The 22,277-nt window shown below is 58.6% G+C and carries 15 protein-coding genes; 7 read left to right on the forward strand and 8 right to left on the reverse strand.

Annotated elements, in window-relative coordinates; all coding sequences use genetic code 11:
* Positions 1-9: 9 nt before the first annotated feature.
* On the reverse strand, positions 10-3,867 hold the full coding sequence (locus HX790_RS23510) for a hypothetical protein (protein WP_176992257.1): 3,858 nt from the start codon (positions 3,865-3,867) through the stop codon (positions 10-12).
* 363 nt (positions 3,868-4,230) lie between these two features.
* Positions 4,231-5,574: a CDP-diacylglycerol--serine O-phosphatidyltransferase gene (pssA, locus tag HX790_RS23515; RefSeq protein ID WP_017135533.1), complete on the reverse strand. Its 1,344-nt coding sequence runs from the start codon at positions 5,572-5,574 to the stop codon at positions 4,231-4,233.
* 125 nt (positions 5,575-5,699) lie between these two features.
* Here pssA and HX790_RS23520 point away from each other — a divergent pair, with 125 nt between their 5' ends.
* Complete coding sequence (locus HX790_RS23520) at positions 5,700-6,263, forward strand: TetR/AcrR family transcriptional regulator (protein ID WP_138453363.1); 564 nt, start codon at positions 5,700-5,702, stop codon at positions 6,261-6,263.
* Positions 6,264-6,317: 54 nt separating this feature from the next.
* Positions 6,318-6,797, forward strand: coding sequence for a nuclear transport factor 2 family protein (locus tag HX790_RS23525; RefSeq protein WP_017135531.1), 480 nt, complete (start codon positions 6,318-6,320; stop codon positions 6,795-6,797).
* 219 nt (positions 6,798-7,016) lie between these two features.
* Here HX790_RS23525 and HX790_RS23530 read toward each other — a convergent pair whose 3' ends face one another.
* Together HX790_RS23530 and HX790_RS23535 are read right to left on the reverse strand one after the other, a co-directional pair.
* Positions 7,017-8,171, reverse strand: a complete 1,155-nt coding sequence (locus tag HX790_RS23530) for a PQQ-dependent sugar dehydrogenase (protein ID WP_170038323.1) — start codon at positions 8,169-8,171, stop codon at positions 7,017-7,019.
* A gap of 12 nt (positions 8,172-8,183) precedes the next feature.
* Positions 8,184-8,501: a hypothetical protein gene (locus HX790_RS23535; RefSeq protein WP_176992258.1), complete on the reverse strand. Its 318-nt coding sequence runs from the start codon at positions 8,499-8,501 to the stop codon at positions 8,184-8,186.
* Positions 8,502-8,685: 184 nt separating this feature from the next.
* Here HX790_RS23535 and HX790_RS23540 point away from each other — a divergent pair, with 184 nt between their 5' ends.
* Both HX790_RS23540 and ligD read left to right on the forward strand, forming a co-directional pair.
* Positions 8,686-9,540 carry a Ku protein gene (locus HX790_RS23540; protein WP_176992259.1) on the forward strand — a complete coding sequence of 285 codons (855 nt, stop codon included), beginning with the start codon at positions 8,686-8,688 and terminating at the stop codon, positions 9,538-9,540.
* Positions 9,541-9,564: 24 nt separating this feature from the next.
* Positions 9,565-12,045 carry a DNA ligase D gene (gene ligD / locus HX790_RS23545; protein ID WP_099549846.1) on the forward strand — a complete coding sequence of 827 codons (2,481 nt, stop codon included), beginning with the start codon at positions 9,565-9,567 and terminating at the stop codon, positions 12,043-12,045.
* 176 nt (positions 12,046-12,221) lie between these two features.
* On the opposite strand, the gene HX790_RS23550 is transcribed toward ligD, so the two are convergent.
* A complete protein-coding gene (locus tag HX790_RS23550) occupies positions 12,222-13,205 on the reverse strand; it encodes an aldo/keto reductase (RefSeq protein WP_099549847.1) in 984 nt (327 codons plus the stop codon).
* Between the two features lie 112 nt (positions 13,206-13,317).
* Between HX790_RS23550 and HX790_RS23555 the strand changes: the two genes are divergently transcribed.
* Together HX790_RS23555 and HX790_RS23560 are read left to right on the forward strand one after the other, a co-directional pair.
* The gene (locus HX790_RS23555; protein ID WP_017135525.1) at positions 13,318-14,244 is read left to right on the forward strand and encodes a LysR family transcriptional regulator; all 927 of its coding nucleotides are present in this window, start codon (positions 13,318-13,320) and stop codon (positions 14,242-14,244) included.
* A gap of 159 nt (positions 14,245-14,403) precedes the next feature.
* Positions 14,404-19,317, forward strand: coding sequence for a glycosyltransferase (locus HX790_RS23560; protein WP_256349298.1), 4,914 nt, complete (start codon positions 14,404-14,406; stop codon positions 19,315-19,317).
* Positions 19,318-19,422: 105 nt separating this feature from the next.
* Here HX790_RS23560 and HX790_RS23565 read toward each other — a convergent pair whose 3' ends face one another.
* The 3 genes from HX790_RS23565 to HX790_RS23575 all read right to left on the reverse strand — a co-directional run bounded on the left by HX790_RS23565 (position 19,423) and on the right by HX790_RS23575 (position 20,405).
* A complete protein-coding gene (locus HX790_RS23565; protein WP_176992260.1) occupies positions 19,423-19,563 on the reverse strand; it encodes a hypothetical protein in 141 nt (46 codons plus the stop codon).
* 11 nt (positions 19,564-19,574) lie between these two features.
* Complete coding sequence (locus HX790_RS23570; RefSeq protein WP_017135522.1) at positions 19,575-19,787, reverse strand: hypothetical protein; 213 nt, start codon at positions 19,785-19,787, stop codon at positions 19,575-19,577.
* 72 nt (positions 19,788-19,859) lie between these two features.
* Positions 19,860-20,405: a hypothetical protein gene (locus HX790_RS23575; protein WP_026013566.1), complete on the reverse strand. Its 546-nt coding sequence runs from the start codon at positions 20,403-20,405 to the stop codon at positions 19,860-19,862.
* A gap of 462 nt (positions 20,406-20,867) precedes the next feature.
* On the opposite strand from HX790_RS23575, the gene HX790_RS23580 reads away from it, so the two are divergent.
* Entirely contained in the window at positions 20,868-22,277 is a 1,410-nt protein-coding gene (locus HX790_RS23580) for a circularly permuted type 2 ATP-grasp protein (RefSeq protein WP_017135520.1), read from the forward strand.

The following is a 22,277-nucleotide window of genomic DNA, read 5'->3' on the forward strand; positions in this document are numbered from 1 at the left end:
TATTGGTGCTTAGTTCACCGGTGCGTCGGGCTTGAAGTCTTCAATTGGCGCTCCAGTGGGTATCTGCGTTACCGGATCAATCGCATACCATTTAGTGTCTATTTGTACCGCATATGTCGGGCAACTTCGACTCACGCCCAGCTGGCTTCCTGGGTAAGCGCCGCTCGCCTGCCGTGGGGCTAACGCGTCATACGCCCCAAGCCCCCAACGGCATTTCTCAAAGGCGGTGGTCGTCAGAAAAAAGCCTGGCCCCACACAAACCAATTCGCCTCTGAGCACCTGCCTGGCCGCCCCCAGGGCTTTGGGGCCAATCCTGAACACATCAAAAACCCCGTCCAGCGGGTTGAACAAACCGCGCAACGTTTTCGATCCGCCCTTCAGCGCGGTCATCGTAAACGCACGACTGCCGAACGGCACAACCGTTTTGAACCCACTGAAAAAGCCACGTAACCCACCGGTAAACGCAAAGGAAGTAAAGTCGATCACCAGCCCCTTCAGGCCTGCGCCAATGTTGCCGTCGGCGATATCGGCAATCGCCCCCACAAATGGGATCAGGCTTAATACCATCCTGAGGTTTTCACGGGTAAAGACCTTTCCGGAATCAAACGGATAACTGCGTCTTCTCTGTAGCGTTGTCGGCGCGTTGGCGTATTCCAACAGCGTCTCGCGCTTCACATCGAACGTAGCGTTGACGATGGCCCTGGCTATATCGTTGGTTTTTTTCGACGCCCAACTGTTAGGCACAGCACCTGGCGTGCTGCTGGCCCACCTCGACGAACTCTGCCCCGGCAACGTCTCTCCGAACTTTTCGATAATGGCCTTGGTTCGCACGCCGGGACGCAGCTCGCTGCCTGTCTGATAGGCCTGAAGGTCAAAATCTACTTGTGTTGCCTTGCGATAGTCCGCAGGTACATTGGCAAAAGGACCATACGGGACCGTCCCCTTTTCAATCACCCCGTCCAACTTTAGCGTAGAGAACAGCAAGTTACGCTTGCACACTTTCATGGACCCCGGGAACATTTCGAGACAGGTATCGCCTCCCTCTGGCCCCTTGTTTTTGTAGCGCAACAACACACCCTGCTTGGCCCTCTTTTCGACCACCTTCGAGTCGCTCCCCTGATCCTGTGCCAGGGATTCCCCGGTTTCCTCACGCAACGTGAAAATCTCCACATCGCCGGACTCCAACCCTGTGCGTACATCCAGCGGTGCATTGGCGATCATCAGTTTGATCACCGTTTCCTGTGCGCGACGACTGTCGGCCAGGTATTGGTCCACTGCCGGCGCTACCAGCGGCTTGATACGTGGAAGCTTCTTGATTCTTTCTTCAAAGGTTTCCTGGGAGATAGTGGGGTGCGTGAATGCGTATTTCTTCTCGCCAAAAAGTCGCGTATTCACCCACTGCTGAGCCACGAAAAAAGGGTCCTCCTCAGGTTCTCCGGCAAGGATCAACTCGGTCAACAACGGGGTACGTGTTTCCAGGTGGCCCTCGTTTCTGGCGTCATACGGTTTGTCGGTCACCAGCGTCAACTTGATCTTGGCGATCTCATCCCGCGTCATTTCGGGAAACAACAGAACCAATTGATCAATCAATAGGCTCGTCTGCGAAGGTGGCTCACTTGTCAGGCTCTGGAAGGCCGCGACAGTACTGCTCTGGCGGTCAGCAAACGCTTGCGCGGCCGCCCGATAATCCCCTGCGGAATAAGTCCCATCGCTGGTTTTGGGAAACACACCGGCCATCACCGTCCAATCCAACAGAGGCGCAGCCCCCAGGCATTTGATCAGCGTCTCGTGCTCCGGCCCCATGGGTTCGAGTCGGGTAAGGGCTTGCGCCTCCGAGATGTTCAATGCGCGCGAACTGCCTGCCCCACTGAGTTTTTCCGCCATGGCGCAACCCAGGCGCAGGCTCATCCAAGCGGTCGAGCCCACGCTGACTTGGCCAGGAGACAGCTTGAGCGCCTCAGGTGCCTGTGGCGATAACCCAGGATCCGTTTTGATCAGAAACTCGGGGGCCGCCTGTGCCAACAACATATGGGCGATCAAGGGCGCGGTATTGACGTCGGCACCCTTTTTTCTCAATAAGCCTTCAATGTCAGCACGTACTTCGTCCAAGGTACGACCAAGGTTGTTGGGCTGATAAATGTCGTAGCCCGCAACCATCCCAGGCTTGCCAGGCATCTGTGCATTGACGCTGGCCTTGATGGTGGCCGCCAGGAGTTGATGGCGGGTAGCCTTTGACAGCTGTTTGCCGCCGGTAACCTCAGCCATATTCAACTGCTGCGCCAATGCCTGAGCCTTGATGATCGCCTCGTGCGAGTCGAAAAACTGCTGCAGTTGCAGGTCAGGGTCGCGGGGCAAATTTGTCCGGGCCATATGGCTGGCGAACAGTTCGGACACCGAGCCAGGCCCGCTGGACGCTGCCTTCAACACGTTCAGGTCAGCGGGCGACAGCGCGCCAGGGGCCCATGTATAAGGTGACAAACGGGCATAGTCACCCTGCGTTGGCGCGGGTGGCAGCTTGGCGGTCAGCCAACTGATGGCCGAATTGATCTGCGTAACCGTTTCGGGGCTTCCCAGCCCGGAAAACGCCAGTACTTGCCGCACGTCATAAACGGCCTGGGAGTACAGGGCATTCCCGGTCGCCTTGCTCATCTCTACCAGTTGATGGAGGTCGTTATTGAGCGCGTGGATAGCGGCTTTTTCGGCCGGGCTGCCACCTATCGAAACGTTGTAGATCTCTTGGTCAAGAATGACTTGAACACTGATCCATTGATTGGCCGAGTCACGTATCTCAAGGCTTCCATTGGATATCCTGTAAACGCTCTCAGCACCACCCAGACCGGACCTCTCGATGAAAGCCTTGAACGCCGGCCTGCCCAGCCACTCAACAAAACGTTCACGGGGCGCATGACTTTTGTGTGCCAGCGTCGATTCAGGATAAACGGTGGCGTACTGCGCGCTCAGAGTGGGCGTATCACCCTCCCCACGGTCCTTGACCAACCCTCGCAACTGAGAGGTGAGGTGCGTTCGCACATCAATGTCACTGTTGTGCTGCATGAGCTGCTCATACTGCCGGCGCCACTGGTCGCGATGCTGGTCGGATATCGGCGGCCAGCCGTGTTTTTTCAGGCGTTTCCCAAGCGCCTTTGCATCTATTTGAGGGGCCGGATATTCCACACCGTAGAATTCAAGCACCGCATTAAAATCGCGAAATTTGACCGTGTGCTGGCCCGGCAGCAATACACCCATATCACTCGGCTTCAACTGCTTCACTGCCGCACTCACTTTCGCGCTGACCTCCCACCAGCCGGAGCCGTCGGTGGTCGTGAAGGTTCGCGCGACTGTTTTGCCGTCAACCACCACTGTGCCTTCGACCCTGTCGCTGAAAACAAGCGCAGTTGATAGATCCAGGCCTTTGGATGTGAGCCAGGCCTGCACCTGTGGCTCGTTCACCGCCTCAGTGTAGGCATCAATGAAGGGCCTTATCGAGGCACCTGGAGGAAACGGGTCGGCGTTCAGTTTGTGGGTAGTCAGCAGATGAGTGAGGGTTTTCTGCAGGCTGCTGTCGGCTTTTTTTGCTTGCGCCAATGCGGGATAAACCGCTGTTTTGCGCTCAGCGTCGGGGGCGTGCGCGTCACTTTCAGACGCAACCTCGCGCGTCTTGCGTATCGATGCGGGTTCAAACTTGAATTGCGTCAGCTGTCCGCGTACCGGGCGGGGTGCGCCTGCAGGCGGCCCGTTTTCAATCATTGGCAAAACAGCGGGGTCAGGCGTTGCAGGCTTTACAGCAGGCCCCGTGGGGAGCTGCATCTGAGACAGGTGGGGATGACTGACAACTGTAACGCTACCCTTGGCAAGGCTTGTCGACATTCAAAAATTCTCTCTACCGGTTGGGTTGATGAGAGTTCTCGTCCCTAAAAACAGTCGGTTAAGAAAATATTAAGAATTCTTGAGATGCAGAGTAGGAAATTTCTCGATTGACTGAGGAATAGTGTGAAAACCTGAGCGCTTGAACCGGCACCGAAAGGATGTGCCCGTTGTGGGCCACCATCTGGCGACCAAGCCCTTGCGGGTGGGAGATCCACTCAATGAGCGCAGGTATGTGCGCACAAGCGAGTGGCAGCGTGCACGTCCCTTAGATCTGTTCCACAGAGAAATGTACGAACCTGGGTGTAGGCAAACTCTCAAGATGGCGAAGACCTTCTGAGAGTTTGCGGTAACGCGTCCGCTTTCCTACAAGATCCGGTAAAGCAACCGCTCAATCCGCACCCGGCTGACCCGGCGCAAAAACTTGCCGACTGCTGGCGGATACTCCACCAGGGTCTGCAATTGCTGATACCGCTCGATGCGCGTGGTGTGCTGGAAGATCTGCGCGAGCTCTGTGCGCCGCGGCGCCAGCCACTCGCCCTTGGGATCATCGATCAGCAAGGCATTTTCCAGATCGAGGCGGAATGCCCGTGGGTTGAGGTTGTTGCCCGTGAGCAAGGTGTAACGCTGGTCGACCCACATACCCTTAAGGTGATAAGTGTTGTCGCCGTCACGCCATAAGTGCAGGTTCAACTGGCCGCTGTCGATCATCGGCTGATGGCGTTTGGCGAAGCGGCGCAGGCTGATTTCATACAGGTAAGGCAAGGCCGAGATCACCTTGAACGGCTCGCTGGGCGGGATGTAGAAATCGTTGGCGGTTTTGTCGCCGACGATAATGTCGACCTTCACCCCACGCGCCAGGGCGCGGTTTATTTCGCGGGTCACCGGCAGCGGCAGGTTGAAATACGGCGTGCAGATGGTCAGTTGATGCTGGGCACTGGCAATGAGTTCGAGGATCACCCGGTTCAACGGATTGTTCTTGCCCACACCCAGCAACGGGCTGACCGACAAGTGCCCATTGGGCAGCAAACCTGTGGTGGTGTCGTAGGTCGCGTGCTTCAAGCGGCTGCGCAAGTCACCGATGTCATTGCGCAGGCTGCGGGTGGTCGGCAGGTTTGGCAGGTCCAGGCGATGCACGGCTTTGGACGCGACCAGGCCGTGTTCCACCAGGTGTTGCATCGAATCAGCCAAGGACTTGCTGTGGATCAGGTGATAGCGGTCAAAGCGGTATTTGTCGAACTTGTGCAAGTACACATTGTTCAGGCTGGCGCCGCTGTACAGCACGCTGTCATCGATCACAAAGCCCTTGAGGTGCAACACGCCGAACAGTTCGCGGGTTTGCACCGGCACGCCGTACACCGGTACTTCGCTGGCGTGGGAGTGGGTCATGGCCTGGTACCAGGCGCTGTTGCCCGGCTGCTTGCCGGCGCCGATCAGGCCGCGCTGGGCGCGCAACCAGTCAACCACCACCACGATATCCAACTCGGGCCGTGCCGCCTTGGCGGCGTGTAAGGCGTCGTAGATTTCCTGCCCCGCTTCGTCCTGCTGCAAGTACAGCGCGACGATGTAGATGCGTTGTGTGGCCTGGGCGATTTTTTCCAGCAGGCACAGACGGTACGCAGCGGCACCGGACAGCACGTCGATGGCATCGGGAGACAGCGGGAAACCACGCAGTTTGGGCAACAGGGAGCGTTTGAAGAACGACGGCATAAGGCTCGCAATGGGTCGAATCCGAAGAGGCACAGAGCTTACACCATGGGGCTGCTCAGGTCTCGTCGTGGCCAATGGAAAAAATTTAATTGACCATGAAGAACGATCGTTCTACTGTTTGTTGCATGAACGATATTAACAGCAACGAAACCCGCGACATTATCCTCGACGTCACCGAGAAGTTGATCTATCGCCACGGCATCGCCGCCACCGGCATGGAGTTACTGGTGAAAACCGCCGGCGTCTCACGCAAAAGTATTTACCGTTACTTTGCCAATAAAGACGAGCTGGTCATCGCTGCCCTGCAACGCCGCGACGCACGCTGGATGCAGTGGCTACGCACTGAAGTGGAACGCAGCGAAGGCAGCGGCGAGCGCCTGCTGGCGCTGTTCAGCGCACTCAAGGCCTGGTTTGGCTCGGCAGACTTTCGCGGCTGCGCCTTTATCAACACCAGTGGCGAAACCGGCGATGCGCAAGACCCGGTGCGCCTGCTGGCCAAGGCGCATAAACAAAAACTGTTCGAGTACGCCCTCGAACTGTGTAAAGCACATGGCACCCCCGACCCCGAACGGCAGGCAGCGCACCTGCTGATTCTGATCGATGGCGCCATTACCGTTGCCCTGGTCATGGGCGATTCAACAGCAGCTGATAATGCGCAATGCATGGCGCGAACGTTATTAGGACTTTGAACGCACAGGCTGAGCAACTTTCGACAACACCTTGGTATTGATAGGAGCTGCCCCATGTCATCGACAGCAGAACAACGTCCGCCGCTGCCACCGTTCACGCGTGAATCGGCCATTGAAAAAGTGCGCCTGGCCGAAGACGGCTGGAACTCCCGCGACCCGCAACGCGTGTCGCTGGCGTATACCCTGGACACGCAGTGGCGAAACCGTGCCGAATTCGCGCATAACCGCGAAGAGGCCAAGGGTTTTCTCACGCGCAAATGGGCCAAGGAACTGGACTATCGTCTGATCAAGGAGTTGTGGGCATTCACCGACAACCGTATCGCCGTGCGCTATGCCTATGAGTGGCATGACGACTCCGGCAACTGGTTCCGTTCCTATGGCAACGAAAACTGGGAATTCGACGAAAACGGCCTGATGGCCAACCGTTTTGCCTGCATCAACGATCTGCCGATCAAAGCAACCGAGCGCAAGTTCCACTGGCCGTTGGGCCGGCGCCCGGATGATCATCCGGGGTTATCCGACCTCGGCCTGTAAGCCACACGCATAGGTATCTACACAACCGGTTATTGTGGCGAGCAGGCTTGTCCTGCGTTGGGCTGCGAAGCGGCCCGAGTGAAGGCACTGCAATTTTCCTGAAAAAACTCGGCGTCCGGGTTAGGGGCTGCTTCGCAGCCCAACGCAGGACAAGCCTGCTCGCCACAGGAGAAATTGGCGGCCTTCAAGCCAGCTCCCACATTGGACCATCAGCCTCTGTCAGTCCTGATTCAAGCCGACGCGATACAGTACGCCCTTGTCCTCATCGGTCAGCACATACAGGAAGCCGTCCGGCCCCTGACGCACATCGCGAATCCGTGCCTTCAACCCGCCCAGCAGGCGCTCCTCGTGGATCACCTTGTCGCCATCGAACTGCAGGCGAATCAACTCCTGGCTGGCCAACGCGCCGATAAACAGGTTGTGGTCCCAGGCTTTGAAACGCTCGGCGTCATAGAACGCCATGCCACTGATGCCGGGTGATTTTTCCCAGACGTGGTGGGGTTCCACAGTGCCCTCCACAGCCTTGCCCTTGGCTTCCGGAATCGGCGTCAGCGAATAATTGATGCCGTGGGTTGCCAGGGGCCAGCCATAGTTTTTGCCGCGCTCGATGATGTTTATTTCATCGCCACCGCGCGGGCCATGTTCGTTTTCCCAGATCGTGCCGCTCCAGGGGTTCAACGCCAACCCCTGCGGGTTACGCTGGCCGTAGGACCAGATCTCCGGGCGCACGCCCTGCTGGCCCACAAAGGGGTTGTCGTCCGGCACACGGCCATCCGGGTAAATGCGCACGACTTTGCCTTGCAACTTGTCCAGGTCCTGGGCCGTCGGCCGGTCATTGTTCTCGCCCAGGGTCACAAACAGGTAGCCGTCCCGGTCGAACGCCAGTCGCGAGCCGAAGTGATTGCCGGTCGACAGTTTGGGCTCCTGGCGCAATATCACTTTGAAGTCTTTGAGCCCGCTCAAATCATCGGCCAAACGCCCACGCCCCACGGCAGTGCCGGCCTTGCCACCCTCGCCGCCGCCTTCGGCATACGACAGGTAGACCAGGCGGTCTTGCTTGAAGTCTGGCGACAGCACCACGTCGAGCAAACCGCCCTGCCCTTTGGCCCACACCTGCGGCACGCCGGTCAGCGGCGCAGAGAGCTTGCCGTCCGGGCTGACAAAGCGCAGGTGGCCGGGGCGCTCGGTCACCAGGAAGCCTTGTTTGTCCGGCAGAAACGCCACGGCCCACGGGTGATCGAGGCCTTTGGCAATGGGGGTGGCAGTGATGCTGCCTTGCTCACTGGGGAACTGCTGGGCATCCGCCGCCATGACGGCCGTCACGGGCAGCAGGGTTGCGCAGATAGCGGCTAACAGGGTTTTGCGTAGAAACATAAGACAGAGTCCTTACCGGCGATTGCCGTTGGCATCGTAAGTGGGCGCTTTGGGTGCAGTGGCAGGACGGCTCGGGGCCGCGTTACGCGTCGGGTAACGATTGCCGATACCGCCGTTTTCCACGGTCGGTACAGGGCCGGTCGGCGCGGGTTGAACCCCGCGGGTGGCGGCCGGCGCATTGGGCTGGGTGCCCTGCATGCTGTTGGGGTTAGCCCGATGGATTGGGCTGTTATTGGTGTTGTAGCTGCCGGGCAGGTTCTGCGCCTGGGCCAATGGCGCGAGGGCCAGGCCCAGCGCGACTACGGCGAGGTAACGCACACAGCTGTTCATGACAAAGCCTCATTGGGGCGAGTAGTACGTGCTTTCGATAACACGCTACGCCTTGGGTTCGGCTTTCGACATTAAATAGTTTCTCATCAGATGTAACACGATCTGTCCGCGCATCCGTCCGCCGAAACTTTTGCGCCAGCCTGCGAGTCACCAGAACACCGACTCTTCTCAAGGAACCGCAGCCATGCCAAGGGCAATCTGGAAAGGCGCCATCAGTTTCGGCTTGGTCCATATCCCGGTCTCGCTGGTCTCGGCCACGTCCTCCCAGGGCGTTGACTTTGACTGGCTGGACAAACGCAGCATGGACCCGGTGGGCTACAAGCGCATCAACAAGACGACTGGCAAGGAAGTCACCAAAGACAATATCGTCAAGGGCGTGGCCTTTGAGAAAGGCCGCTATGTGGTGCTCAGCGAAGACGAGATTCGCTCGGCCCACCCCAAGTCGACCCAGACCATCGAAATCATTGCCTTTGTTGCCGCCGACCAGATCCCGCTGCAAAACATCGACACGCCCTACTTCCTGGCCCCGGACAAACGCGGCGGCAAAGTTTACGCGCTGCTGCGTGAGACCCTGAAAAAAACCGCCAAGGTCGCCCTGGCCAATGTGGTGCTGCACACCAAACAGCACCTGGCAGCGCTGATGCCGCTGGAATCAGCGCTGGTATTGGTGATGCTGCGCTGGCCCGCCGAAGTACGCAGCCTCGACGAGCTTGAACTGGGCAGTGACGTGACCAAACCGAGCCTGGCCAAGGGCGAATTGGACATGGCCAAGCGCCTGGTCGAAGACATGAGCGCCGACTGGCAGCCGGACGAATACCGCGACAGCTTCCAGGAAAAGATCATGGCGCTGGTGGCGAAGAAGGCCAAGGCCGGCAAAATAGAAGACGTCGAAAGCCAGCCAGGCAGCGAAGAACGCAAATCTGCCGATGTAATCGATCTGACCGAACTGCTCAAGCGCAGCCTGGCCGGCAAGCCCGCCGCGAAAAAGTCCGCAGCAAAAAAACCGGCCGCGAAAAAAACCAGCAAAAAGGCCTCTTGAGCCCGCCATCAGCAGGAGAACGCCATGGCCAAGCCCCTGAGCGAATACACGCGCAAACGCGACTTCGAGATCACCGCAGAGCCCGCAGGCGATGCACCTGCCAGCAAATCCAAAGCCTCGGCATTGTCATTCGTGATTCAAAAACACGACGCGCGCAACCTGCACTATGACTTTCGCCTGGAACTTGATGGCGTACTCAAAAGCTGGGCGGTGCCCAAAGGCCCGAGCCTGGACCCCAGCCAGAAACGCCTGGCGGTCCACGTTGAAGACCACCCACTGAGTTACGGCAACTTCGAAGGCAATATCGCCGCCGGGCAGTATGGCGCCGGCGATGTGATCGTGTGGGATCGGGGGGTCTGGCAGCCTCACGACGATCCGCACAAGGCGTATGCAGCCGGCAAACTCAAATTCACCCTGGTCGGTGAAAAACTCTCCGGCGATTGGGCGCTGGTACGCACCCGCCTCAAGGGCAGCGGCGACAAGGAGCAGTGGTTGCTGATCAAGGAAAAGGATCAGCAAGCCCGCCCGGCCGCAGACTACGACATCGTAAAGGCCCAGCCCAAAAGCGTGCTCAGCGATGCCACCGTGGGCAAGCCCGCGCCTGCACCGCGTGCAAAGCGCCAGAAAGCCAAGACCGCCCTGCCCGATCAATTCGCGCCACAACTGGCCACCCTGGTCGACCGCGCCCCGCCCGGCGATTGGCAATACGAGATCAAATTCGACGGCTACCGCATGCTGGCGCGTATCCGCGACGGCGATGTGCGCCTGTTCACTCGCAACGGTCATGACTGGACCGAGCGTTTGCCGCGCCAGGTCAAGGCCCTCCAAGCCCTCAAGCTCAAGGACAGCTGGCTGGATGGCGAAGTGGTCAGCCTTAACGCCGATGGTTTACCGGACTTCCAGGCGTTGCAAAATGCGTTCGATATCGGCCGCAGCCTGGACATCGTTTACTACCTGTTCGATGCACCTTTTTTACACGGAAAAGACCTGCGTGAAGCGCCCGTGGAACAGCGCCGTGCTGCGCTTAAATCCGCGCTGTCGGGCAGCCGCAGCAAATTGCTGCGGTTTTCCGAAACCTTCGCCGCCAACCAACGCGACATCTTCGAAAGCGCCTGCGACCTGGCGCTCGAAGGCGTGATCGGCAAGCGCGTCGGCAGCCCGTATGTGTCCAGCCGCAGTGCCGACTGGATCAAACTCAAATGCCGCCTGCGTCAGGAGTTTGTGATTGTCGGTTACACCCGCCCGCAAGGTTCGCGCACCGGCTTCGGCGCGTTGCTGCTGGCGGTCAATGACGACAACGGCTTGGTGTATGCCGGGCGTGTCGGCACCGGGTTTGATCAGCACGCGCTCAAAGCGATTTACGCCCAGCTCACGCCTTTGGCGCGCAAAACTTCGCCACTGCAAAACCCGCTGACCAGCAGCCAGGCACGCGGCGTGCACTGGGTGGAGCCCGAGCTGGTCGGCGAAGTCAATTTCGCCGAATGGACCCGCGAAGGCGTGGTACGCCAAGCCTCATTCGTGGCGATGCGCAGCGACAAGCCTGTGGCGCAGATCATCCATGAGCAACCGCGCGCGGCCAAATCTCTCAAGCAGGCCTCAGTGCCGAAAAAAGCCGGCAACGGCGTGAACATCACGCACCCCGATCGCGTGATCGATCCACGAAGTGGCACGCAAAAGCAGCAGTTGGCAGACTTTTACGCCAGCATCAGCGAATGGCTCCTGCCGTTTCTGCGCCACCGGCCGGTCTCGCTACTGCGCGCGCCGGATGGCATCGAAGGCGAGCAATTCTTCCAAAAACATGCAGAGCGCCTGGCCATTCCCCATATCAAACAACTGGACCAGAACCTCGACCCTGGCCATGCACGGCTGATGGAAATCGACACCACCAAAGCCCTGCTCGGCGCCGTGCAGATGGGCACCATTGAGCTGCACACCTGGGGCGCGACTGCCGACAAAATCGAAACCCCGGACCGGTTTGTGCTCGATCTCGACCCGGACCCGGCGCTGCCCTGGAAAAGCATGCTGGAGGCCGCGCAATTGACCCTGTCGGTACTGGATGAGTTGGGCCTTGAGGCGTTCGTCAAAACCAGCGGTGGCAAAGGCCTGCACGTGGTCATCCCGCTGGCGCGCCGGGACGGCTGGGAGACAGTAAAGGCCTTTGCCAAGGCCATCGCACAGTTTATGGCACAGCAACTGCCTGAACGCTTTACCGCTACCAGTGGCCCGAAGAACCGCATTGGCAAGATCTTTATCGACTACCTGCGCAATGCCCGCGGCGCGAGTACGGTGGCGGCCTATTCGGTACGGGCACGCCCGGGCCTGCCGGTCTCGGTGCCGGTGAGCAAGGACGAACTGAACGGGTTACGCGGTGCGCAGCAATGGACGGTGGCTAATCTGCATGAGCGTTTGAGCACGCTCAAGGATGACCCCTGGGCCGGTTACGCCAACCGGCAGAAGATCAGCAAGAAGATGTGGGGCAAGCTGGGGGCGCAGCCGCCACAGTGATTGGCATCCAGCGTCCGCCGCCGATACGAAAGCGTCGGGGATCGCTTTGGCCAGGCCCCCAGCAAAGCCAACACAGCAAGCAAACCACCAGCGTTCTTGAATACGATACCGCGCTTCATGCAAAAACCTCGACGAACAGGGATGGTGTTTGTGTGCCGACATCCCTGTCGTTAAGGCTAACGTTTGGCGGGGGCCATAAATTCCGGCCCGATTGGATCTTTTATCGTGCTGGCAAGAATACGGTCGATATGTGTCAGGTCATCGGCGGTCAGGTGCCAGCCAAACACCTCTTCAAAACCCTTCAATTGTTCCGGGCGGCGCGCGCCCCACAGTGCAATGGTCGGGCCTTGGTCCAACACCCAGCGCATGGCCAGGGCCAGCACCGACTTGCCATGGCATTCGCGCGCATAGCTGTCCAGCGCCGCCACAGCCGCCAGGTATTGCTCGAAACGCGGTGCCTTGAATTTGGGATCAAGCTTGCGCACATCATCCCCGGCAAAGCGGGTGGCCGAGTGCATGCTGCCGGTCAGCAAGCCACGGCACAGCGGGCCATAGGCCAACAGCACCAGCGAGCGCTGGCGGGCATAGGGCAGGATGTCGCTGTCGATGGCGCGCTCGAACAGGTTGTAGGGCGGCTGCACGGTGGCCAGCGCCGTGTGCCGACTGAAGTCGTCCATTTGCGCGCAGGAATAGTTGCTCACGCCAACGGCGAGGATCTTGCCCTCGCGGCGCAGGCGCTCGAGCTCTTCGGCGGTTTCTTCCTGGGCCACCAGCGGGTCGGGCCAGTGCACCTGGTACAGGTCGATATAGTCGGTGTCCAGGCGCACCAAAGAGTCTTCGACTTCTTTGCGGATGCGCCGCGCCGTGGCATTGCGCCGGGTGGTGCCGTCGTCCCATTGCAGGCCGGCCTTGGTGGCAATCACCGCGCTGTGGCGCATGCCGCGCACGGCCTTGCCGATCAGTTCTTCGGACAGCCCAAGGCCATACACCGGCGCAGTGTCGATCAGGTTGATGCCGCAGTTCAATGCATGACGAATGGTCTTGATCGACTGCTCGTTGTCCGCACCGCCCCACAAATGCCCCCCCATGGACCAGGTGCCGAGGGCAATCCGCGAGACGGCCTTGTCGATGCCGGCAATCCGGAGGGTCTCGATGCGCATAAAAAACTCCTCGAAGAGCAAAAATACGTAGGAAAACAATTACTCTAGATCATCCGATGTTGAATAGGGCTCAACGCCCCATGCAACCGAACTCCTAGTAAAGAGGCTTGATATGGCGGCTTTTAATCGTTCCGAATTGGCCGATCTGAATGTGTTCATGGCGATCATCCGGCGCCGCAGTTTTCGCCATGCCGCCCATGAGCTGGGCGTGACCACCTCGGCGCTGAGCCACACCATGCGCAACCTCGAAACGCGCCTGGGGGTCAAGCTGCTGTACCGCACCAGCCGCGCGGTGGAACCGACTGACGCCGGCACCCTGCTGGCGGAAAAACTCACCCAGGGCTTTGCCGTCATCCAGGACGGTCTCGATACCCTGGAGCTGCACCGCGAAGCGCCGATTGGCCGCTTGCGCATCAATGTGCCACGGGATGCAGCCGTGCTGCTGTTGGCGCCGATCCTCGGCGACTTCACCGACGCCTACCCGCAGTTGCGCCTGGACTTGATCGTCGAAGACCACATGCTCGACATCATTGCCGAAGGCTACGACGCGGGTATCCGCTACGGTGCGACCGTGCCACAGGACATGGTCGCGGTGCCGCTGACCGGCGCACTGCGCTGGATCATGGTCGCCTCCCCCGCCTACCTCGCCCGTCGCGGTACACCTCAGGTACCCAAGGACCTGCTGGAGCACGCGTGCATCCGCATGTACCTGGGCGACAAGACCACCTACAAATGGGAGCTGGGCAACGGTGCGCGCCAACAACGCATCGATGTGCCCGGACACTTCAGTGCGGCCGACACAGAAACCATCGTCAATGCTGCGTTGCAAGGCGTGGGGATTGCCTATTGCCTGTCCGACCGCGTGCAGCAGCAGCTTGCCGAGGGTCGCCTGGTGGAAGTCATGCCGGACTGGGCCTGCATGGGCGAACCGCTGTGCATGTACTACCCGAGCCGCCGCCAGTCGCAACCGGGTTTGCGCCAGTTGATGGATATGATTCGGATGAAAACCATCGGTTCGCAGTTAATGGAAACACATTGAACCTGGGCCAGGCAGGTTGGCCTGGAGGGGGCGAAATATAGGGTTACGACTGAATCGGTGGAAGCAGGGAATCAAACCGAAGCGGCTGTTACGTAAGGGAAATGCCTCGTTAGTTCCCACGTCGAGGCGCTATTCCCACACGCACAACGGCAGCCCACTATGAACAGTGTTTCCAATCAGATCATCGCACGCCCTTCATCTGCTCCAACGTTGCCGCTACTGCCGCCGCTTTCAAGGCCAAAACGTGACACCGCGGCCCCGCAGGAAGAGCAGGCTGCCACACGGGCCAATGGAGACAGCGAACTGGCCATGCAATACGCGATCGCCCTGAACCTGGCTGGCCGTCGCACTCATGTTGAAGACTTCGATCACATTGCTCCCCACTCCACCTTTGGCCAATGGTGGAGGCACTTGCATGATGCCTTCCAATCGCCCGATGTTCAGCAGTGGATCAAGGCCTTGGGGGTTGATACCACCTCGATAAAAATCGATCCCAAATCAGGTCAGATTTCCTTTTACCGTGAGCGCTTTCTTGACCCGCTAAGCACATTACACACGCTGGGCCAGGACGACAGCCAGTGGGCTGCCCTGAGCGGGCCTATCCTGCGGGCCGCGAGCGTCATAGATGGCGAATTTCCTTTTGCGCCTCCCGTCAATAGCCCGGACGCACCTGTACCCTGGAAGCTCGTCGGTCGATTTTATCAGGAGCCACAGAACCTGACGCTGTCTGGCATGCTGAAGCGAGCGGACGAAATCAGCCACCAGACGGGTAACTTCAAAACCCTCGATCCAGACCGCTTTGCGGACAAGATCCAGTCGCGCAGCGAAGAAACACTACAGGAACAGAAAGCGGCACTGGGTGATATCCACAACTGGCACCGGGCGGGCGCTGCACTGCAACGCCTGGCGATGGCCCTGGAGGATGGCAGTAAAAAGTTCGAGGAACTCCAGCCCGAACTGGGACAGCCGCTGCCACTGTCTGCAGACAGCACCTACCGGCCAACGGGCACTGGCGCCGCCAACGAAACCAGCCTGCTTCAATTTCTGACGGAGCATGGCATTGACGTCCCCACCAACCCCGAGCAACTGGAAAACCTCTCCAGCGCGCTCCTCACGACACCCCCCAAGGCCGCCCCCCATGGCGACTTGGGCGGCGCGCTGACATGGCCCGAACCACTTGCACGTGACAACCAGACACAACTGAAGACGGGAATTACCGAAGGAAAATTCGGCGACGTCACATTAAAACCCTTCAAGCATGTCCTGGATTATCTGCTCAACGGCAGATCGATCTCCGCGCAGGAACAGCTGAATCCACGGCAGTTGATCAGCAGCTTGATAAGTTCAGACAGAGGCACCGCACTGGGCAAGGCAATTGAAGCCACATTCGAGGCTCGCTCAGTCAAAGGCAGTGTCACCGACTGGCTGCTGGCGGCCTTGGGCGTGGGGAAATACGACCAAGCCCACGGTGAAACACGTATTGAGGGCTACCCCCTGGTTTCAGCCCACAACAGCCATAAATCGGCTTCGAGGGTGGTCAAGGAGCTGGAGGAGCATCTGCTTGCCAACGGCCTTGCTTCCAGCGCGCAAACAGCAGCCGTGCAGGCCCACCTCATGCTCGCCAGTCGCGCACCGCAGTTTCTGGTCAAGGGTATCCCGCAGGAAGTGACGATGGGTTCGCACAGCTGGGTCAGCTTCAGCACGGCGGTAGCGCGCGTGGAAGCGAAAGCGCCAGGCGCGACAGCCAACATGGACTACGCGCAAATCATGCTCGCGGCCAATATTGCACCTATCTCGAACGAGGAACGCCAGATCGAATATGCCGCCCAGAACGAGGCGATCAAAGCCTGGGGCGTTCCCAACGGCATGGGCTATCCGACCACGCAGACAGCCCTGTCCGAGGTGCGTGAAGCGTTCAACCGGCATATCAGCGAAATGAGCGAAGCCGCCTCACTGCCGCTCCTCGAGACGCCGACCACCAAAGCCATTGCGGTCGAGCTTTTGAAAAAAGCATGCCCCGGGATGGACCCAGCGCTGTTTGAGAAAAAGTGCATTACGTCGCAGCCCTCTACCAACGTATACCCCGGCCCCTACTCACTGTTGGACCTGCTCATTGATCGCAGGGCGCTTAGATCCCCACCACCAGATTCCGACAACAGAAAGCCTGCGGTATGGGTTTCATCATCAGACGAAATCAATATCGGCGATCTGCTGCCAATCCTCAAAACCCTGCCGGATCCCATCAAGCAGTTCAATGAGGACTTTCGCACGTTCTCTGACGCCGTCAAAAAGGCCACGTCGGCGCAGTTCAAGGTCATGATTTCGAAATTGCAACTGGAAGACCGGCAAAATCTGGCGTTCGGCGAAATCGTCGTACACAAAGAAATTCGCTACGACCGCATTCAAGGCTCCAGTTATGACAAGCGTGTTGAAACAGGCGTGGTACTGGTGGAGACCCTGCGTACCGTCAACGGTAAACCTCAGACCAGGCAGTACGCAATCAACCGGCTGGAGGGCACTATCACCCCGCAGCCGAGCCTGTTTTATGCATCACTCCCGCCCGCCAGCCTTGCGTCTACCGGCCCACGTTATATAGCAGACCAGATAACGCCCAGGGGTGAGTACCCCGCGGGAATAACAGACGAACGCAAAGGCGCCACGGGTATACCGAAGAGCTTCGCCAGTGCCAGAACCCAATACCTGGCCGACGCATTGATTGAGGATATGAAGCTGCCTGAGTTGGGCGCATATTCCAGGGGAACAACGACCTTTCAGACGGAACACAGCACCACCGAAGCCATTCGCGAGGTGCTGCTGGGCTTTATTCCGTTCAGGTCGGCCATTAAAAATTTCAACGAGGGCAAGACTGCCGACGGTGTTCTCGACCTGGCGTTCGACATTTTTGGTTTCGTGGTCGGCGTCGGCTCCGCTGCCAAGGCCGCGAGAGCTTCATTTGTCGGTGCTTCCGTGCTGTCAAAAGCTGCCCTGGGGTTCAAGATTGTCGGGCGGGCAGCAGTGGGCGCGCTCAATCCGTTGGGCGGTATTGATGACCTCGCGCGTAGCGCTATAAGGGGCGTAAAGTTTGTAGCCGGCAAAGCCTATAAAGGTGTCAATGATCTGCGCCGTTCGTACCGCCATGTCAACCTGTTGGAGGTGGCCAAAAAGGCCGATATCGCTGAAGGCGCATTCAGTGCCGCCAACAGCACTCGCAACACAAAAGCCCTGGCTAAGTTCGATGAGGCAACCCATAAGTGGTACGCCTTGGACCCGCGCACGAAGCAGGCCTACGGCAAGCCGCTGGAGAACTTCGTCCCAGACGTGCCAAAACCAGGCGACTCGAATAGTTTGCGAGCAATCTCCAGTGACGACGCAATCCAGAACATCAGCAAGCAACACGGCCTGGCAGCAACCGGGACAATCCAGGTGGGCCAAGAAACAGTCGAGCGCCAGGCTGTGATGTTTCTGGGTAATTGGCATGAATACGATGCATTGAAGCAACGCGCCATGGGCCTGCCCTTGAGAGACTTTAAACCTAACCGCGTTGCTGCCAATGGAGAAGTACGCTCACTGGATGATCTGCACAGTTATGAAGCCCGCTACATCGCCGCAGACGAGCTATCGACCACGGGGTTGCAGAACAACGTGTTGGTGGGCCGCAGTAAACGCGAATATGTGAAGGTTGATGGCAGGCTCTTTGAGTCCCAAGTCAAAGACGGCCGGCGCGTCATCCGCCATCCGAACGGCACGAGCCCCGATATACCCGTCAAGGATCTTGGCCCTACAGGGTGGGCACCTTTATCCCGATCCGAACGTTTGCTGGCCGGCGCAGGTGGCACACCGACGCCTTTCAGGCTGGGAGATGGAACCTACGTAGTGCCGATGGACGATATTAAACGCGTGGAAACCTCAGGCAATCCATTCAGGATTACTTACAAAAACGTTGATCAGGAAGTTGCGTTCGACAGCACGGCCGGCGCATGGAGAGGCACCCACGAGCAAGGCCAGCAGTATTACTGGCGAACTACCAAAGGCCACTGGCAACGGGGAACACTTGAAGCGTCCAGAAAGGCTAAAAAAGCCAGCGCCCATCACTATAACTTTGTGGATATTTCGTCGATTCCCAGAATCCCCAAACAACTGGCTCCCGTGCCCAAAACGTTGAACTATTTCTGGGCGGGCCAGGAGATTCCCACCCACTTGGTCGACAACATGACCAAAAACGCCACCCGAGCTTCAAGCTATAAAACAGTCCTGCACGTGGACGCCGACAGCCCCGCTGTGTTCAAACAAATAGAAAGCAAGCTGAAGGAGAAAATTCCCGGCGTGACGGTGCTCAATCTTAATGAAGATGCCGCATTCAAGCAGTTGAAGACCGGCGAAATGTACAACTACTTCCGACAAGGGCAAGGGAAGAATCTGGCGGCAGCTTCGGATGTAGCCCGCTACCCGATAATGAATAAACACGGTGGTTTTTACCTGGACACCGATGATCTTATCCAAAGCAACGTCGGTGCCGTCGATGTAGCAGCAGGCGCCGACGATGTGCTGCTCGGTTTACCAGTGACGCACCAAGTGGCCGATTACAAAACGTTCTATAACACCAGTAACTTTGCTACTCGACCCGGCAACCCGGTGCTTGACGAGATGATCAGGGAAATGAATAAACGGTTTGCGACTAACAAACCCTACTTTGCGAATAATCGACCGACTATCACTCGAGGCCCCGAGGGCAGGCTGCAATTCACCCCGGAATTCAAGGAGTATGAGGCAAAAATTTTCGATACCGTAGGGCCGAATATGTTTAATGACACGCTTAAAATGAAAAGACCCGACATGTACGACTTAGGCTTGGATGGCCTCTCTAAAGAAGCAACATTAGTCGATGGCAAACTCGTGGCGCAGGGTCCGGTTGTCAACATTCAACAAAGCGTGAGTGAGGCCTATGCACGTCACGGCGTGGTGGCGCCAGTCACAGCGCCCTACCAGATCCTGAAGACCAAGGAGCATTACTTCCCGCTTCGCTACACGTTCAATGTGAAAGTTGGGGCTGACCATTCCTGGATCAGTACCTGATCGAAACACATTGAAGCAACCTGCACCGAGTTGCTGGGCCGTCGTTCATGACCTGAGCACTCAGCCAAAGCTGGCGTGGTATGAACGACGAGCCAAGGCGAACGCTCAATCCTGACTTTCGGTGTTGCCTACATCCGCTGCATCATCGAGGTCGTTGAGCGGTACTTCTGCATCATCCATCAATGAACCTGGGTCTTCATTGCCCGGGTCATTGAGTTCTTCATCGTCATCGAGGTCCTGGGACATGACCTTCTCCTCTAACCACCTTGGGTGTCGATATCGGCATCGGTTTCAGGCTTGGGCTCGCGCGTGGGCTTGAAGTCTGGACTGTAGTCGTTTTCCCGGGCTTTGGGGTCGCTGGCAGGTTTCGGGTCTTTTGGCGCATCGGCAGCGGTGCCGGGCGCCGGCTCGCCGCCATCGATGGCCGGGTCGTTACGGTTGCCGGTTTGGGGGTCGTTGCTGGTGTTCATAGGTCACCTCTTGAGTAAAACGCAGCCTGCGTAGAGTTAAGGGTGTGCGCAGCGCCACGAAGTTCAAATTGCTTAAGAGACCGGGTTATCCACCTGGATATAGAACGCATAGGCACCCAGCAGCACCCAGAACACCATAAACAGCCACGGTGCACGCATGGAGAACAGCAGCGACTTGCGATAGCCCTTGTGGGACGATTCGGTCTCGCAGAACAGCGGCGAATCATCGTAGGCCATGCCCATCACCGGCTCACTGCGCAGCAGCTCGCTCTGCTTGTAGTGCCAGTGGTCGATAATTTCGTAGGCGGCGCGAATACCTGGCCAGGCATTCAATGAGCTCAGAATGCCGAGGAAGGCCAGAAACGCGGGCACAACCAAGGTAAAAAACTTGCCCCACTCCGGGTTCAGGTTACCCATGCCGGAGACAAAGGCGATCACCAGGAACGACTGTGCCGAGAGATAGGCGTCGGTACGGTTGGCCAGAATGGTGGTTTCGTACTGGATCTCGCGGCGATAGAAATCGAGGCGGTCTTTGGGTGAGCCGAAAATCTTGGCATTGTGCTCGTTGTGATCGTCCAGGGCGGCTGCCGGTGTGTTGGGAGAGATGATTCTGGGCACGGCGGTGCTCCACAAGGTGACGAGCCTTGTTAGAAGAATCGGGGCTGGATGAAGTTCAAGTTTGTTCATGCACCAATTTGGCGCATTCGCTGCACCCTTGTAGTGAGCGGCGTTTAGTGGCACCACGCTTTTGTGGCGAGCGAGCTTGCTCGCGCTGGGCTGCATAGCGCCCCAATAAAAGCGGGAGCGCTGCGCACTCCAGCGCGAGCAAGCTCGCTCGCCACAAAAGCTCGCTCGCCACAGGGGAATAACTGCCTTGAACACCGTTCCGGCACAAGCATTGCTTAATGCATTCATCTGCCCGGATACAGGAGCATTCGTTACCCCCCGACCCAGAGCCGACCCCATAAGAAAGTAAGGACCAGGCCCGTTGGCACCCTCAGCCACAGGCTCATAAAAATATGCGTTTTTTTAAGCGGCAGTGCCACCCAAGGCAACCCTGGGCACTGACAAGGTACTGGAATGGCTCGATCTTTCTTTGATGAAATGAATGACGCAAACGGCGCCTGCCGTGCGCACTATCAGGACTTCTCCCGCTGGCTGGCCAATACGCCGCCGGAACTGTTGGCCCAACGGCGTCGCGAAGCCGATTTGCTCTTCCACCGCGCCGGGATCACCTTCACCCTCTACGGCGACGAACAAGACACCGAGCGCTTGATCCCCTTCGATATCATCCCGCGCAGCATCCCCGCCAGTGAATGGGCCATGATCGAACGCGGCTGCATCCAGCGCGTCAATGCGTTGAACATGTTCCTTGCCGATATCTATCACGACCAGCGCATCATCAAGGCCGGGATCATCCCGGCGGACCAGGTGCTGGGCAACGAGGGTTATCAAAAGGCGATGGTCGGGCTGGACCTGCACCGTGACATCTACTCACATATTTCCGGCGTGGACCTGGTACGCGACGGCGACGGCACCTACTACGTGCTTGAAGACAACCTGCGCACCCCCAGCGGCGTGAGCTACATGCTCGAAGACCGCAAGATGATGATGCGCCTGTTCCCGGAAGTGTTCGCCAAGCAGCGCATCGCGCCGGTGGACCACTACCCCAACCTGCTGCTCAAGACCCTGAAAAGCTCGAGCCGGCTCGACAACCCCAATGTGGTGGTGCTGACGCCGGGGCGTTTTAACAGCGCGTTCTTCGAGCATGCGTTCCTGGCCCGGGAAATGGGCGTGGAGCTGGTGGAAGGCGCCGATCTGTTCGTGCACGACCTGAAAGTGTTCATGCGCACCACCGACGGTCCTAAACCAGTGGACGTGATCTACCGGCGTATCGACGACGCATTCCTTGACCCCCATGCCTTCAACCCGGACTCCATGCTTGGCGTGCCCGGCCTGGTCGCCGCTTACTGCGCCGGCAATGTGGTGCTGGCCAACGCCATCGGCACCGGCGTGGCCGATGACAAATCCATCTACCCTTACGTGCCGGAAATGATCCGCTTCTATCTGGACGAAGAGCCGGTGCTGCAAAACGTACCGACCTTCCAGTGCCGCAAACCGGATGAACTGTCCCATGTGCTGGCGCATTTGCCGGAACTGGTGGTCAAGGAAACCCAAGGCTCCGGCGGCTACGGCATGCTGGTTGGCCCGGCTTCAACGGCTGCCGAAATCGAGGACTTCCGCCAACGCATCAAGGCGCGCCCTCACGCCTACATCGCCCAGCCGACGCTGAGCCTGTCCACCTGCCCCACCTTCGTCGAAAACGGCATCGCGCCACGGCACATCGACCTGCGCCCGTTTGTGCTCTCGGGCAAGGAAACCCGCCTGGTGCCTGGCGGGCTGACCCGTGTAGCGTTGAAGGAAGGCTCGTTGATCGTCAACTCGTCGCAAGGCGGCGGAACCAAGGACACCTGGGTGGTGGAGGGCTGA

This window comes from Pseudomonas sp. IPO3747, assembly GCF_013385245.1.
In the GTDB taxonomy this organism is placed as follows: Bacteria; Pseudomonadota; Gammaproteobacteria; order Pseudomonadales; family Pseudomonadaceae; genus Aquipseudomonas; species Aquipseudomonas edaphica.

Coding starts and splice junctions, on each gene's coding strand:
- HX790_RS23510 (WP_176992257.1), bottom strand. CDS start 3,867: ATGTCGACAAGCCTTGCCAAGGGTAGCGTTACAGTTGTCAGTCATCCC.
- pssA (WP_017135533.1), bottom strand. CDS start 5,574: ATGCCGTCGTTCTTCAAACGCTCCCTGTTGCCCAAACTGCGTGGTTTC.
- HX790_RS23520 (WP_138453363.1), top strand. CDS start 5,700: ATGAACGATATTAACAGCAACGAAACCCGCGACATTATCCTCGACGTC.
- HX790_RS23525 (WP_017135531.1), top strand. CDS start 6,318: ATGTCATCGACAGCAGAACAACGTCCGCCGCTGCCACCGTTCACGCGT.
- HX790_RS23530 (WP_170038323.1), bottom strand. CDS start 8,171: ATGTTTCTACGCAAAACCCTGTTAGCCGCTATCTGCGCAACCCTGCTG.
- HX790_RS23535 (WP_176992258.1), bottom strand. CDS start 8,501: ATGAACAGCTGTGTGCGTTACCTCGCCGTAGTCGCGCTGGGCCTGGCC.
- HX790_RS23540 (WP_176992259.1), top strand. CDS start 8,686: ATGCCAAGGGCAATCTGGAAAGGCGCCATCAGTTTCGGCTTGGTCCAT.
- ligD (WP_099549846.1), top strand. CDS start 9,565: ATGGCCAAGCCCCTGAGCGAATACACGCGCAAACGCGACTTCGAGATC.
- HX790_RS23550 (WP_099549847.1), bottom strand. CDS start 13,205: ATGCGCATCGAGACCCTCCGGATTGCCGGCATCGACAAGGCCGTCTCG.
- HX790_RS23555 (WP_017135525.1), top strand. CDS start 13,318: ATGGCGGCTTTTAATCGTTCCGAATTGGCCGATCTGAATGTGTTCATG.
- HX790_RS23560 (WP_256349298.1), top strand. CDS start 14,404: ATGAACAGTGTTTCCAATCAGATCATCGCACGCCCTTCATCTGCTCCA.
- HX790_RS23565 (WP_176992260.1), bottom strand. CDS start 19,563: ATGTCCCAGGACCTCGATGACGATGAAGAACTCAATGACCCGGGCAAT.
- HX790_RS23570 (WP_017135522.1), bottom strand. CDS start 19,787: ATGAACACCAGCAACGACCCCCAAACCGGCAACCGTAACGACCCGGCC.
- HX790_RS23580 (WP_017135520.1), top strand. CDS start 20,868: ATGGCTCGATCTTTCTTTGATGAAATGAATGACGCAAACGGCGCCTGC.